The organism is Pseudomonas sp. HC1(2025) (genome assembly GCF_058742075.1).
The window spans coordinates 4,942,283-4,956,194 of the sequence record NZ_CP196017.1; the positions used below are offsets into that span (position 1 = coordinate 4,942,283).

Consider the following 13,912-nt stretch of genomic DNA (forward strand, 5'->3'; position numbering starts at 1 on the left):
GCCTCCCGGAAGCGCTGGATGGGGTGTGAAACAAATTCTCACCCAATCGCACTACAAAAAAAGCTCACACGGGAAAACAGGACATGCACTACATCGCCAACAAACAATACCTACAGACATAACTCACACGCGAAATGCGCCGATCAGCTTTTTCAGCTCAATCACCTGCAGGGACAATTGCCGGCTGGCCTCTTCGGTCTGGTGCGCGCCTTGGGCTGCGTGCTCGCCAGCCCGATTGATCTCGACAATGTTCTGGTCGATGTCGTGGGCCACCGCCGTCTGCTGCTCCACCGCCGCCGCGATTTGCTGGTTCTGATCGACGATCATGCCTACCGCACCGAGGATGTTTTCCAGGGCCAGCTGGACTTTTTCCGACTGACCAACCGTACCACTGGCCATTTTATGGCTGCTGCCCATGGCCTTCACCGCTGCGCTGACGCCCTGGTGCAGCTTGGCGATCATCTGCTCGATTTCTTCGGTGGAGTGCTGGGTGCGTCGGGCCAGGGTGCGGACCTCGTCGGCCACCACCGCAAACCCGCGCCCCTGCTCACCGGCCCGTGCCGCCTCGATGGCCGCGTTCAAGGCCAGCAGGTTGGTTTGCTCGGCAATGCTCTTGATCACTTCCAGCACGCTGCTGATGGATTGGCTGTCGATGGCCAGTTGATTGATCACCAGCACTGACTGATCGATCTCCGATGCCAGCAGCGCGATGCTGCCTTGCTGGGATTGCACCAGGCCACGCCCGCTGAGGGTTTCATCGTTGACGCTGTGGGCACTGCTGACAGCCGCTGCCGCACTGCGTGCCACTTCGTGGGCGGTTGCCGACATCTGGTTCATGGCCGTCGCCACCTGCTCGATCTGGCTGCGCTGGCCCGACACCGCCTGGTTGCTGCGCGCCGACACCGATTCCACTTGCCCGGCCTGATGCTCGACTTCATGGACGGTCTGCCCTACCCGTTCGATCAGGTCGTGGATTTTCGCCACGGTGCCGTTGAACACTTCGCCCAACTCCCCCAGTTCATCGCGGCTCTGGGACTTGAAGCTGACGGTCATGTCCCCGGCAGCGACCTTATCCATCATCGCGCCCAGGCGGCGCAGGGTGGTGCGCGTCGAGGCGTAGAAGCCGCCGTACAGATAGAAAATCAACAGGAACACCGCCGCCAGCGCCGCGACCAGCAGCACCATGTGCGTGCGGTTCTGGGCCAGGCGCTGTTGCAACTGCTGGTCGAGGAAGGACAGGGTCGCGTCGTCCAATTGATAGGTCTTGGCCATCAAGGCCGTCACGTCGTCATAGAAGGTCTGCCATGGCGCCTCCAGGGTTTCGGCCATCACCACCTGCTCTTCAAACAGTTCGCTGCCCTGCTTGAGGCTGGCCTGGCTGGCTTGGGCCAAGGCATCCAGGGAGCCATGGGCAGCCTTGCTGGAGCCGAGGGCGTCCTGCACTTTCAAGCCGTATTCAGCCTGGAGCTTTTCCAATTGCTGCAGCAGTTCGTCAAAGCGCGTACTGGACGAGGAGTTGAGAAAACCCTGGCCCAGGGAGTACGCGCCCATGGCCCGGCCCTCGCCCAGGGCCTGGGTGACTTGCGGGGTGACGCTGGTCACCAGGTCGCTGAGTTGGCGCACATCGCTCTGCACATCACGGCTCAACCCCGACTGGCTGGCAATGATCTGGCTGAACATCTGTGCCTTGTTGAGCAACTTGCCGATCAACGCACTTTTGCTCAACAGTGAAGACTCGGTTTGCTGGCCCTTGAACGCCGCAATCATTTCATCGCGCTTGCCTTCGAACACTGCGACCTGCTCCGGATCGGCCGTCATCGCCTGGAAGCCTTGCAGGCGTTCAAGTACGCGCTGCTCCAATGCCGTGATGCGGCTTTCGATATCCCCCGCCTTGCCTGCCTGGCCGAGGGTGGCGTTGATCTGTACCTGATTGTTCAGGGTTTCCAGGTCGCGGCGCAGGATCAGGCTGCTGCCCAGCAGGTCCAGGCTCTGCAACTCCACCTGCGTGCCCTGGAACTCACGCCAGGAGTCGCGCACCAGGTAATAGTTGGTTACCAGCATCGGCAGGAAAAACAGCACGCTGATCAGGCTGAACTTCATGCCGAAGCTCAGGCGATTCATCAACGCAATGGCGGGATAGAGCAAGCTCTTCACAGATGAACTCCCTTTTCTTTTATTTTTATTGAAGGCGCAGGGCAGCGGCAGAAAGCCACTATTGGGCGCGCTGTCTGTATAGCTTAAATCGGCGGGGAGTTTTGTAACTTAAGGTTAACGCGATCAGTGGGGCTTGGCGGCGGGCTGATTTTTGAAGCCACAACAGACTCTATGTGGGAGGGCTTGTGTGGGAGCGGGCTTGCCCGCGATAGCGGTGTGTCAGTACCGGATTTTTTGACGGCTACACCGCATCGCGAGCAAGCCCGCTCCCACACAAGCCCGCTCCCACAAGGTATTTTTCAGGGCAAGACGGTCCAGATCGCAAACCCGGCGTACCACAACACGGCAGCGCGCAGCAGCAGTTCCCACAACCGGTCCAGGCTGTTGATGCCTTCGGCACCGACCACCGGCGCAGGAATTTCGCCGGCCACCAGGCCGACCTTTTCCACCAGTTGCGCTGCGCTGATATCCCAGCTCAGCAGCTCATGCAGCATCACCCGGCTGACCGCGACAAAGTTGCCGACCAGGGCAAAACTTGCCGCCAGCAACCGCACCGGCAACCAGTCGAAGGCATGGCGCAATTGCCCGGCGCGCTCGACCACCAGCGGGTTTTGCCCGTGTTCGGTAGCCAGTGCCAGCAAGCGGTAGGCCAGGACGACCACCGGGCCAAGGAGGAAGTACCAGAAAATCACCGCGAAAAAGCTCTGGTAGGCCTGCCACAGCAAATGGCCCTGGACCCGCTCCAGCAGTTGCTCGCCGCTGTCGGCGCCAATGGCCAGGTCGCGCTCGGCAACGTGTTCAGCCGCTTGCAGGTCGCCCCGGCGCCAGGCATCGCGAAACGGCCCCAACTGGCCCAGCAGGTCACCGCGGCCCAGGCTATAGATCACCACCAGCAGGTGCACCGGCAGTGCCAGCAAACCATAGGCCACCGGCTCCAGGACCAGCAGCAACAGCCCCAGCAGCGCGACTGGCAGCAATACCAGCAACACCAGGATCAGCCAGGGTTGCTTGCCCAGCCGCGCGCTCGACTCAAGCCGGGCCAGTTCGCGCAGCCAAAGGCCATCGCGTTGTACCCGCGAACGCAAGGCCGAGAACTTCTCGATCCATACCGCCAGCACCAACACCAGGAAACTCATTGTGCATGTCCTCCTTCCTGCAAGGCGCCGCGAAAACGCGCCCAATCAAAAGCCGGTCCAGGATCGGTCTTGCGTCCTGGGGCGATGTCACTATGACCGCAAATGCGCTGGAGCGTGATGCCCGGGTAGGCAGCCAGCAATTGGCGACTCAGTTCGATCAAGGATTGGTACTGGGCGTCGGTAAAGGGCTGGTCGTCGGTCCCTTCAAGCTCGATCCCCAGGGAAAAGTCGTTGCAGGTCTCGCGCCCCTCGAAACAGGAGACGCCGGCATGCCAGGCACGGTCCTGGCAGGAGACAAACTGCGTCACGGCGCCGTCGCGCTCAATCAGAAAGTGCGCAGAAACCCGTAGGTCGGCAATACCTGCAAAGTAGGGATGTTCCGTGACATCCAGGCGATTCTGGAAGAATTCCTGCACTTTGCCCGTGGCGAACTGGGCCGGTGGCAAGCTGATGTTATGCACCACCAACAGGGAAATCTCGCCGCCCGGGCGTTCATTGAAGTTGGGCGACGGGCAATGGGCAATGCCCTGGCACCAACCGCTGGTGGGGTCCAACTGCATACAGGTTCCTTGCGCAAGACGTGAGAGCGTCCAGTATGCCGTGATCCGCCGGGTGGTTGCGATCACTTGGCGCGATTGAGTTGCCGCAGATTGCCAATCACCGACGCCAGCGCGCGGTCGAACAGCAGTGCATCATCGAGGGTACGCACCCCGCCACGCTTGAACTCCAGGGCCAGTTCAGTGCAGGTTTTTTCCAGCACCTTGAGGCCTGTGCGATTGACAAATATATAGCTGTTGGCGGGCGCGATAATCGCTGTCAGCTTGCAGCGCAGGGTGTTTTCCTCATCTTCGCGGAATTCGACCCAACTGCCGATGCGCAGTTGTCGGACCTTGAGCAGATCGGGATCGTCCTCCGCCAGGCTGACCGTCTGCCCTGGCGCCCCAGCCGCCGCGTCCTCGCGCACTTGGACCAGTGTCACGCCGGGCAGCGCCGCCCCCTGGAACGCCTGGGTATGCAGGGCCTGCAACTGGACAAAAAACTCCCGGGTGACAAACGAATCAAACGCCGCCTCGCTCAACCCTTCACGCAGGGCCTTGAGCAACGCGGGCAACTGTTCCAGCAGGCGGTGGCCAGCCTCGGTGTCTTCACTCAGGCCGACACTCCAGATCAATTCGTCCATGGCCCGCAACCGCGCCTGCCATTGCGGCGAGTGTTGCCCGTGCTTGAGGCATTCGAGCAACAAGACCTGGCTCCACGCCTGTTGCAGGAACTGCACCACGAACTGCGGCAAGACCTTGCCCAGCAAGCGTTGGCTAACCGCATCGGCGACCCGTTGCCGGGCCTGCTCGGTGCGGGCGCGCCCTTCTTCGGCGTCGCGGGTGCGCTGTTCGAGCAACTCACTGCGGCGGCGCTCGTCCTGGGTGTAAGCGGTGAATTCCTGCAGCAGCACCGAGAAAATCGCCGGGTCGTCGACAAAATCATTCAACAGGCACTGCACCACCTGCTCGATGCGCACGTAGAGGCTGTCACGCTGATAGTCGTCACGTTTGCCCCAGCCCATGGCGGCGGTCCCGATTTCATTGAGCAAGCGCCGCGCCGGGTGGCTGCCACGACTGAAAAAACTCTTGTCCAGCACGGCCACTTTCAACATCGGAATCTGTAGGCGCGCGATCAACGCCTTGAGGGAATCGGGCAGGGTGCGGTCGTCGAGGATGAATTCGAACAACATGGCGATCAGGTTGATCACATCCTCGTCGGCATCTTCCACTACCCGCGACTTACCACTCTTGACGCTGACCCGGGTGAGCAGTTCTTCCAATTGGCGGCGCAGGTCGAAATCGTCCTCGACCGCAGGTTCCGGCACATACTGCTGCAGGTGAGACAGCAGGCGCAGCAGGTCACGGGTAGAAATCGGCTGGGCCTGGGCGCTGGCCTCCAGGGTCGGGGCCACACTGCCGCGCACGGTCAGCAGCAGTTCTTGCAGAGCCGCGAAGACTTGTTGCTCGGCCTCATCGGCCTGCGGGTCGGCAGCAGGGGCCGCTTCGACCGGCGGGCGGGCCCTGCTGGCGCGCTCGCCGGCACGCCGCGAGGGGACGGCCTTGAGTTCGGGCAGCACGCCGGTGGCGACCAGCAACTGATTGGCCTCGCCATAGAGCAGGTCGGCATCGCTGAGCACGTACTTTTCAAACAGTTTCAAAATGATCAGCTTGACCCGGATCTCCACCCCCAGGCTGCGCCCGGCCCGCAGGAAGTACTCGCAGAGCATCGCCGGGCCCAGGGGGTTTTCCCGATCGTCGAGGCGCTTGCCCAGCAGCGCACCGAGGCGGGCGGTCAGTTGCCCCAGGGCCAGGCCATCACGGTGCATGACCTTGTCGAGCATGGCCTCCAGGGCCACGGCTTTTTCCAGGTCATCGGCGCACGCGCCGGGTACTGCTTCGTAGGAGACCGTCGGCAACAGCAACTCGCCTTGCCCGGCCTGCCCCAGGTTGGCGAATGCGTCGAAGAATTGCTCCATGAACACGCGCTCGAAGTTCTTACGCTTGAGGCGCAGGTCGCGCATGGCTTCAAAGAAAATATTGTGGTCGGCGTTGTTGCGGGCCTTGTCGGCCATTTCGAACAGGGTGTCGTCGGCGTTATCGAACAGTTCCTGCAAACCCCGGTCGAGTTGCTGGGTGGCCTTGTCACGCACCTGGAGCACGATCACAGGCAGGCGGGCGAGCGGCGACGGCATCGCTTGTGCGGCGATCTTGTTGATCGGCACCACCTTTGCGTCATTGTGCATGCTGGCCTCCTGGAACGACGGGGTTCGGTTTTGTGAGCGCTCGCGCGGCAACCGCCAATGGAATACCGGCGGGAGCGCGATTATCTGTAGATCACCGAGACGTCAAAGCTATGACGCCAATTGCAAGGCGCGAGATTATCTTGCAAATAGCCCCTGTAGCGCCAGCAAACTCTGTAGGTGCTTTGTAATCAGGCAGGTTATGCCGGCATACCTTGGGTTCGGCGCTGCCATGCCCCTATAATCGGGGCACTTTGTATGTGGAGCCCGCTATGCCGAATCTACGCCTCGCCGACCTCACCGCCGAAATCGAAGCCAACGTGCGCCGCGCACTGCTGGAAGACATCGGCAGCGGCGATATCACTGCGCAATTGATCCCGGCCGAACGGCTGGCCAAGGCCACGATCATCACCCGGGATACTGCCGTGATCAGTGGCACCGCCTGGGTCGATGCCGTATTCCGCCAGTTGGACCCGCGAGTTGCCGTGCATTGGCAGGTGCGCGACGGTGAACGCGTCAGCCCCAATCAGGCGCTGTTCCACCTCGAAGGCCCCGCCCGCTCATTGCTGACCGGTGAGCGCAGTGCGCTGAATTTCCTGCAACTGTTGTCGGGCGTGGCCACGCGCGCGCAGTACCTGGCGGACTTTGTCGCCAGCACCCAGGTCAAGCTGCTGGACACCCGCAAGACCCTGCCGGGCCTGCGTCTGGCGCAAAAATACGCAGTGACCTGCGGCGGTTGCCACAATCATCGCATCGGCCTGTATGACGCGTTCCTGATCAAGGAAAACCATATCGCCGCCTGCGGTGGCATTGCCCAGGCCATAGCTGCCGCCCACAAGATCGCCCCGGGCAAGCCGGTGGAAGTCGAAGTGGAAAGCCTGGAAGAGTTACGCGAAGCCCTGGCGGCGGGCGCCGATATCATCATGCTGGATGAGTTGAGCCTGGACGACATGCGCGAAGCCGTACGCTTGAACGGCGGCAAGGCCAAGCTGGAAGCCAGCGGCGGGATCAATGAAAGCACCTTGCTGCCCATTGCCGAGACCGGCGTGGACTACATCTCCATCGGGGCGATGACCAAGGATGTGAAGGCAGTGGATTTGTCGATGCGGCTCAGTATCTGACACCGTCATCGCCAGCAAGCCGGCTCCTACACAATTGTGCGACACCTGTAGGAACCAGCTTGCCGGCGATAATCGCGCTTAAACCACCAGATTGTTCATCTCGCAGTACTCTTCCCACTCGACACCCAGCACCTCGGCCGCCTCTTTGTGCAAGGCCAGGCGCGCCGCTTCGAATTCTTCCGCTGTGGTCGTGTACTTGAGGGTCAGTTCCCAAGGCTGGAAGCCCTGGCTCTCGGCCTCGTCCTCGAATGCCCACTGGATCTGGTCGCGCTGGTCATCAGCGTTCAGTTCCTTGATCTCTTCCTTAAGCTGCGGCGATTCCTCGAGATATTTCTTGAGGGCTTCTGCGTGCCGCACTTCCTGGGTCATTGCTGTCGTGGTCATGTCGTTCTCTTAGATCGAGGAATGGGGATGCATCTGGGTCATCAAGGTTGCGCAGATACAAAAGAACGGGCACGAATACCGGTTCATCTGGCCTTCAGAACCATTCTGGGATCATCTGAAAACTGTGGTGCCTTTTTGCCCGAGACAGGAATCGAACCAATCGATTCAAGCTCTTGTAAAACAGGGCTAACTCAACCAAAAAAAGCAAAATAGGTACTCATTTGGGAACTCAGCAAAAACTGAGGTCTGCGATCTGACCTCAACCGTTGCACCTCATCAGCTTAGCCCAGGTCCTACGCTTGAGCTACTGTTCGAACATCATGGTCAGAATGTGCATCTACTTCGTAATCCTGAAGACTCACATCGCCTTGAAATGCCACGCATTTAGCTCTTTTCGTACCCCACGAGGAGCACAGCGATCTGAACATCCTCACCACGCCCGTAATTCTCATGGTTATCCCAGGGTATCAGCACATCTCTTACGTCAGCAGTGGCCACAGGCCATAACAAGTATTATCGTACGACGATCGCGCACGATGATGGTTCCAGTGATAAGTAAAAAACGTATTTTTTGAGTGCCTATTTTAGGGAGGACGCTTGATCAAACTGGTCTAGCGACTATGCGGAGCGTTTGGCTCTGTGATCTCTTTAAATGGATTTTTAGAAATTGCCTAACCTGAAGAAAAAATAATGACAAATGGTATTGCCGTTAAACATATTCATGAATCAATAGCCAAAGAAGAACTCATCGTCATCATAGGAACTGGCGTTAGCATTTCCTTAACAAAAAACGAATACAAACAGCTTTCATGGACGGGACTTATTGAAAGCGGATTTGCATTCGGCGGTATAAAGGGGAAAATCACCGAGACTCAAATAGAGTCATGGAGTGATCAACTACACTCCAATGATATAGATGACGTTCTAAGTGCGGCAGAATTTGTTAGTCGGAAGTTGGGCGCACCAAGTGGGGAGCTTTATGCTCGATGGCTAAATGAGTCGTTTGAAGATATAATCCCAAAAAATGATGACATGGCGCAGGCAATCAAAGCAATATCAAAACTAGGCATTCCAATATGCACTTTAAATTATGATTCTTTACTAGAGAAGGTCACAGGACTCCCGGCAATAGTTCCTTCCGACATACGCCAAACCACCGCATGGATGAGAAAGGAAGAGCAAGGGATTTTGCATCTACATGGCAAATGGCAGCAGCCGGAGTCCTGCATACTTGGAATTAGAGACTACGAAAGGACATTGAATAGCGAGACTCGAGATCTTTTCCAGAGGCATTTAGGCGCTTTCAAAAGACTATTATTTATCGGATGCGGAGAGACTTTTTCCGACCCAAATTTCAGCGCACTGATAGATTGGCTAAAGATTCAGTTCGGCGCCTCCACTCTCCAGCATTATGCGCTGGTTAGCGAGCAGCAGTATTCAGGCAGGCATGCAGATCCTACTTGGCACGGCTTTGTTGACCCGCTAAGTTACGGCGATACGCATTCAAAACTACCGTTATTTTTAACTAGCTTATTCCACAACAAAATAAAAACCCTTGCCAGCTCGACACCAAAAATAAGAAGAACAGGTAAGACCGAAAAGGACCGCATGCTTCTTGATAGCTACAAAGAATTCCTGATAAGAGACTGTGGTCAAATGACCATTGAAGGTGTAAGCGCTGATATGGACACAGCGCAACGACGATTTGACCTTGAAAAATTATTTGTACCGCTTGAGCTACTCCCCTGCCCTCCAGACATTTCTTTGGATGATCCTTTACGCCAAAGCAAACTTACTAGTTGGAAGAGAAAAAACAAAGAGCCGCAGTCATTCGGCGATGTTTTTAATAAAACCAAAGGGGTGGCTCTTTTGGCACTACCTGGCGGAGGGAAAAGCCTACTACTGAAGAGGCTTGCAGTCGCATATGCAAGTCCAGACAGAAGATTGAAAAGCGATGACAGCTTACCTGACGCTGAACTGACTCCCATATTAATCAAGTGTCGCGAATGGCGAGACTACATAAAACTTCCAATTGCGACCCTATTGAAAAGCCTTTCGGACATTACAGGCCAACCAGATCTTGACGGATTACACTCAGCCCTAATTCCTTTATTTAAGCAGGGAAAGATTTTACTTTTAGTCGATGGATTGGATGAGATCCATGACGATGGTGATCGAACCATATTCGTTGAAAACCTACGATCTTTTTTAGACCAGTTTTCAGAAACAAAGCTGGTAGTAACTAGTCGAGAGGCAGGTTTCAGCCTAGTTGCGCCATATCTGGCCACGTATTGCGAACAGTGGAGGGTGGCCCCCCTCAGCTCCGATGCAATAATGTTACTATGTAGTCACTGGCACAAACTAATGGTTGGTAATTCACCTGAGGCGCTCGCAGAAGCAAACTCCCTAGGCAAGATACTTACATCAAACATGGGATTGAGAAGACTAGCTGAAAACCCACTTTTACTGACAATGCTTCTTGTGGTCAAACATGGTGCTGGCAGGCTCCCACCTGACAGGGTCCGCCTGTATAGTCGTGCAGTAGAGGTCCTTCTTGATACGTGGAATATAAAGGGGCATGACGCGCTTGACACTAAGGAGGCAATTCCCCAGCTTTCCTATATAGCATTTGAACTCATGCGAGCAGGAAAACAAACAGCAACTGAACAAGAGCTTCTTCAACTGCTCGAAAAGGCACGCGAGAATGTTCCTCAAATTAAGCGCTATGCCAAAGATACTCCCTACCAGTTTTTGAAAAGAGTAGAACTGCGCTCAAGCTTATTGCTGGAAGCTGGGCGACAGGTTGAAAATGGCCGTGCAGTGCCGTTTTATCAATTCAGACATCTAACCTTTCAGGAGTATCTAACAGCCCTGGCAATTGTAGATGGACATTACGACGGCTACGACTCTAAATCACCACTGATAAAACCTTTAACCAGTCGACTGATTTCTGACGAGTGGAAAGAAGTTATACCAATGACTGCTGTATTGGCAGGTAAACGAGCTGATTCAATTATCAAAGCTTTGGTGCACAAGGCAAATCTGCTGAAGCGCAGAATGGATGCTGGGAAAGGGTTTTCAGGGAAACAGGAGTGGCTAAGCCATCCAAATATACCGCCAGGCGCAGTCGCAAGATTGGTACAAAGCCTTATTGAGGAAGCCGAGGCTGGACCCGAGACTCTAACTGAAGCACTAAGTCTGATTACGTATTTCGCTAGAGGATGTAAATCAAGATTAGATTGGAGAGCATTATGCCGTGGGCCATATGCGGGTGAACTTATGCACCAAGCATGGTTACTGTACAAAAACCTTGACGCCCCCAAAGATACTTGGGTTCGGAATAGCTATGCTTGTTTTGCGTCCTATAGGCGGCCGACAAGTCACTGGCTAGGTGACGAGGGACAGGACGAAATTCATGACTTATTGAACGATACCGATAGTGAAAAGGTTTGCTTAGGCCTTATGACAGTTGTCGGTGTTTTATGGAACGGCTCAATCCACAGGATTAAAAATAATGCCGTAGTAGGACCAAAATTATCGCACAAAATCGAATCGCTGTTATTTGACAATCATCCGGCCATCGCACATGTTGCATTGTGGACATGGAGCCTCAACCTCCATCATACAGATACAGTTGACATTGTAAGCGAGCACCTTCTCAACTTCTTCACAGCCAACTTCTTCCAGCAGAGCTTCGATGATAAATCTAGTTTATTTTCTTTTGCTCTACATAGTTGCATGGGTCTTCAACGCGATAGCTGGAGACCAACATTGTCCACTGAACAAATAGCGATCATAAAAACTGTCCCTCTAGGCATACTCACCGACATCCACAATAAAAACGCAAGCGCAGCGCTAACTATTGCTTATCACGCCGGCAATGTTTGGGACGATGTTGAACTCGTGGTTAAAATTGCTGAGTATCGTGACTTTACAATTAATCATAGTGGCAGACGAGACTGTGCGCGACTAGACAAGATGCTATCTAAGATAAATCCATTCGGAATTAACTACTTGAAACTTCTCGAGGAGCAGGAGGCAAAAGAAGAGCTCACAGAATTTGATGTTATCGATGAAGAGGAGTTTGAGGATCTTTCTGAGAGCCCAGCGACGCTATCTTAACCATTTCGCTGATTAGCTTCGCAGAAACTCTACATGGCATATTTTAATTAAGGAAAAACTTAAATGATTGAAGGGCAGAAACGAAAGCGATTAACTGCGGCACAAAAGGAAGAGCGAAAACAATACGAGGAACGCCATGAGCGAACGAAAGAGTTCCTGACAGGGCTGGCAATCCGGTCAAACAAGCTCAGATCAAAAGAAAAAGAGTTTCATGGTCTTGAGCGAGAACTGCTGGACCTTCAAACAGAACTACTTGCCGACTATGAGAAAAGCAAAGACATTAAGCATCCAAGGGATGTTGGAGCGGCAAGGGAGGTCTTGATTCGCGCTTTTTTTCTAGAGACTAAACTACTGCCAAAAAAATACGCCGTATCCGAAGTAAGTGTTCGTGTAGCCTCAACTTCAGGACATCTTAGCAATGAGCTTGATTTGCTATTTTACAACGCAGACGATTGCTTTTCTCTTATGCAGCGCCAGCACGTATATGAAGTTCTTCCCGTTGAATACACGTATGGCGCGATACAGGTAAAATCCAAACTGACCAAAACTGAATTAAAGAAGGCCTTCACCAACATTGCATCTTATAAAAAATTAAAGCGAATGGTGCCTACAAGCGTCAGCCACATTGGCATCCACAGACCAGAATTCAGTGGCTTCGGAATAATATTCGCCTACGACACCGACCTTGCTTGGGATGAGTTGGCCGAAGAGCTTAAAGCTCTTGGCTCATCTAGTGATGTAAAGCACCTACCAAATGCCGTGTTTATTCTATCGAAGGGCTGGTTTCTATTTGGCGATGAGCAGTCAGCTAAATACTATAATTCGGATATGCAGAAGATCCAGAACATTTTAACCTATGGCAACCCGGACACTTCAGGCTACTGCCTTTATCAGCTATACAGTTTGGTCTTTGACTTCTGCGCTGACACTATCCCTTATCAGGCCCGGCCTCATCATTATGCTCGGCTTCCGTTGACAGCTGGCGAACACTCTTACAGGTATAATATCGGAGGATTTGCGGAGCTGGGCGTCTGCGATGAGCATGGTGACTATGCGCGTTCCTACACACCAGAAAAACTTGAAAGGGTAATCACATGGTGTCAAACCGCCGAGCCTATTAACTGGATCAAAGCAACTGATCTAGCTTATGGTCATGATGGCACCAACACTGAGGCCTACGCCAGACAGCCAGGAGAAATTAGAATCTACAACCCTGAAAGCCTTCCACTCACTCAAGTATTGGTGCGTGACTCTAACAGCTATTACGAAGGCAGATTGATTTCTACAAAAGCGCTTGCGTTCGACGTCATAGAAAGCAGCGGCCTGAACATGTGCATTCCTCATTACTACCAAGTGAAAGAAGAGCTAGTACAAACCTGTCCGCAATGCGATAAAAAGCTGAAAAAAACAAAATCACAGAAAACAATCACTTAGCAATTTCGACATGAGCAGACTGTGGCATGGCATAAGGTTCTGGGTATCTTATGCACTACCTTGCGGGCCGCGACAAAGACGATTGTCGCACGAATTCTAATTTATGCGACACGCATCAGCCCCCTTGATCTTCTAGCTCTGGCCTGTCGCATAAGTTTGTCGCAAATGGTAATTTACCTGCGACAAGTTACGCGACAGGTGATAGATGCAAACCACTGGACAGCTAATTGGATACGCCAGAGTTTCGACGCAGGCTCAGGATCTGGAGCAACAGCGACTTGTCCTGGGACAAAACGGTTGTCAGCGGGTTTTCGAAGAGAAGGCTAGTGGGGCTAAGCGAGACCGCCCAGAGCTGCATCGACTGCTTGATCATCTGCGGCCAGGTGACGTTTTGATCGTAACCCGATTAGATCGCTTGGCTCGGTCAACTACAGACCTGCTCCATATTGCAGAGCGGCTCAAAGGCATCGAAGCAGGGCTGCGCTCACTTGCAGAGCCTTGGGCCGATACAACCTCACCAGCCGGACGTATGGTGTTAACGATCTTCGCGGGGATAGCTGACTTTGAGCGATCACTAATTGGTGAGCGCACCAGTGCCGGGAGAGCTGCAGCCAAGGCTCGCGGCGTTCGGTTTGGCCCTAAACCGGTATTAACACCGGAACAGGTCAGCCATGCGCGACAACTGATTGCCGAAAACCAACGACCGGTGGCAGAGGCTGCCCGCCTCTTGGGTGTTCATAGAGCGACCCTATATAGAGCGCTGTCCAAGTAGTGAGCGGAAT

The 13,912-nt window shown here is 54.4% G+C and carries 9 protein-coding genes and 1 pseudogene; 4 read left to right on the forward strand and 6 right to left on the reverse strand.

What is annotated here, in order from left to right; all coding sequences use genetic code 11:
* Positions 1–123: 123 nt before the first annotated feature.
* The 5 genes and pseudogenes from ACSSVH_RS22100 to ACSSVH_RS22120 form a co-directional block, all read right to left on the reverse strand.
* Positions 124–1,053, reverse strand: coding sequence for a methyl-accepting chemotaxis protein (locus tag ACSSVH_RS22100; RefSeq protein ID WP_407073403.1), 930 nt, complete (start codon positions 1,051–1,053; stop codon positions 124–126).
* Positions 1,030–2,121, reverse strand: a pseudogene (locus ACSSVH_RS22105) (methyl-accepting chemotaxis protein); the annotation flags it as partial. The gene ACSSVH_RS22100 and the pseudogene ACSSVH_RS22105, both read right to left, overlap by 24 nt.
* A gap of 332 nt (positions 2,122–2,453) precedes the next feature.
* Positions 2,454–3,290, reverse strand: a complete 837-nt coding sequence (ampE, locus tag ACSSVH_RS22110; protein WP_169951001.1) for a regulatory signaling modulator protein AmpE — start codon at positions 3,288–3,290, stop codon at positions 2,454–2,456.
* Positions 3,287–3,850, reverse strand: coding sequence for a 1,6-anhydro-N-acetylmuramyl-L-alanine amidase AmpD (gene ampD, locus ACSSVH_RS22115; RefSeq protein WP_169951005.1), 564 nt, complete (start codon positions 3,848–3,850; stop codon positions 3,287–3,289). Before ampD ends, ampE begins: the two co-directional genes overlap by 4 nt.
* 62 nt (positions 3,851–3,912) lie before the next feature.
* Complete coding sequence (locus ACSSVH_RS22120) at positions 3,913–6,072, reverse strand: DUF1631 domain-containing protein (RefSeq protein WP_169951008.1); 2,160 nt, start codon at positions 6,070–6,072, stop codon at positions 3,913–3,915.
* Positions 6,073–6,341: 269 nt separating this feature from the next.
* Here ACSSVH_RS22120 and nadC point away from each other — a divergent pair, with 269 nt between their 5' ends.
* A complete protein-coding gene (gene nadC, locus ACSSVH_RS22125; protein ID WP_170041720.1) occupies positions 6,342–7,190 on the forward strand; it encodes a carboxylating nicotinate-nucleotide diphosphorylase in 849 nt (282 codons plus the stop codon).
* A gap of 78 nt (positions 7,191–7,268) precedes the next feature.
* Here nadC and ACSSVH_RS22130 read toward each other — a convergent pair whose 3' ends face one another.
* Positions 7,269–7,574: a DUF6388 family protein gene (locus ACSSVH_RS22130; protein ID WP_169951014.1), complete on the reverse strand. Its 306-nt coding sequence runs from the start codon at positions 7,572–7,574 to the stop codon at positions 7,269–7,271.
* A 690-nt stretch (positions 7,575–8,264) separates the two neighbouring features.
* On the opposite strand from ACSSVH_RS22130, the gene ACSSVH_RS22135 reads away from it, so the two are divergent.
* The 3 genes from ACSSVH_RS22135 to ACSSVH_RS22145 all read left to right on the forward strand — a co-directional run bounded on the left by ACSSVH_RS22135 (position 8,265) and on the right by ACSSVH_RS22145 (position 13,902).
* On the forward strand, positions 8,265–11,696 hold the full coding sequence (locus ACSSVH_RS22135) for an SIR2 family protein (protein ID WP_492633724.1): 3,432 nt from the start codon (positions 8,265–8,267) through the stop codon (positions 11,694–11,696).
* Positions 11,697–11,759: 63 nt separating this feature from the next.
* Positions 11,760–13,130, forward strand: coding sequence for a DUF6602 domain-containing protein (locus ACSSVH_RS22140; RefSeq protein ID WP_492633725.1), 1,371 nt, complete (start codon positions 11,760–11,762; stop codon positions 13,128–13,130).
* A 205-nt stretch (positions 13,131–13,335) separates the two neighbouring features.
* Entirely contained in the window at positions 13,336–13,902 is a 567-nt protein-coding gene (locus ACSSVH_RS22145) for a recombinase family protein (protein WP_492633726.1), read from the forward strand.
* Positions 13,903–13,912 lie beyond the last annotated feature (10 nt).

Coding starts and splice junctions, on each gene's coding strand:
- ACSSVH_RS22120 (WP_169951008.1), bottom strand. CDS start 6,072: ATGCACAATGACGCAAAGGTGGTGCCGATCAACAAGATCGCCGCACAA.
- ACSSVH_RS22140 (WP_492633725.1), top strand. CDS start 11,760: ATGATTGAAGGGCAGAAACGAAAGCGATTAACTGCGGCACAAAAGGAA.
- ampD (WP_169951005.1), bottom strand. CDS start 3,850: ATGCAGTTGGACCCCACCAGCGGTTGGTGCCAGGGCATTGCCCATTGC.
- ACSSVH_RS22130 (WP_169951014.1), bottom strand. CDS start 7,574: ATGACCACGACAGCAATGACCCAGGAAGTGCGGCACGCAGAAGCCCTC.
- ACSSVH_RS22135 (WP_492633724.1), top strand. CDS start 8,265: ATGACAAATGGTATTGCCGTTAAACATATTCATGAATCAATAGCCAAA.
- nadC (WP_170041720.1), top strand. CDS start 6,342: ATGCCGAATCTACGCCTCGCCGACCTCACCGCCGAAATCGAAGCCAAC.
- ACSSVH_RS22100 (WP_407073403.1), bottom strand. CDS start 1,053: ATGACCGTCAGCTTCAAGTCCCAGAGCCGCGATGAACTGGGGGAGTTG.
- ampE (WP_169951001.1), bottom strand. CDS start 3,290: ATGAGTTTCCTGGTGTTGGTGCTGGCGGTATGGATCGAGAAGTTCTCG.
- ACSSVH_RS22145 (WP_492633726.1), top strand. CDS start 13,336: ATGCAAACCACTGGACAGCTAATTGGATACGCCAGAGTTTCGACGCAG.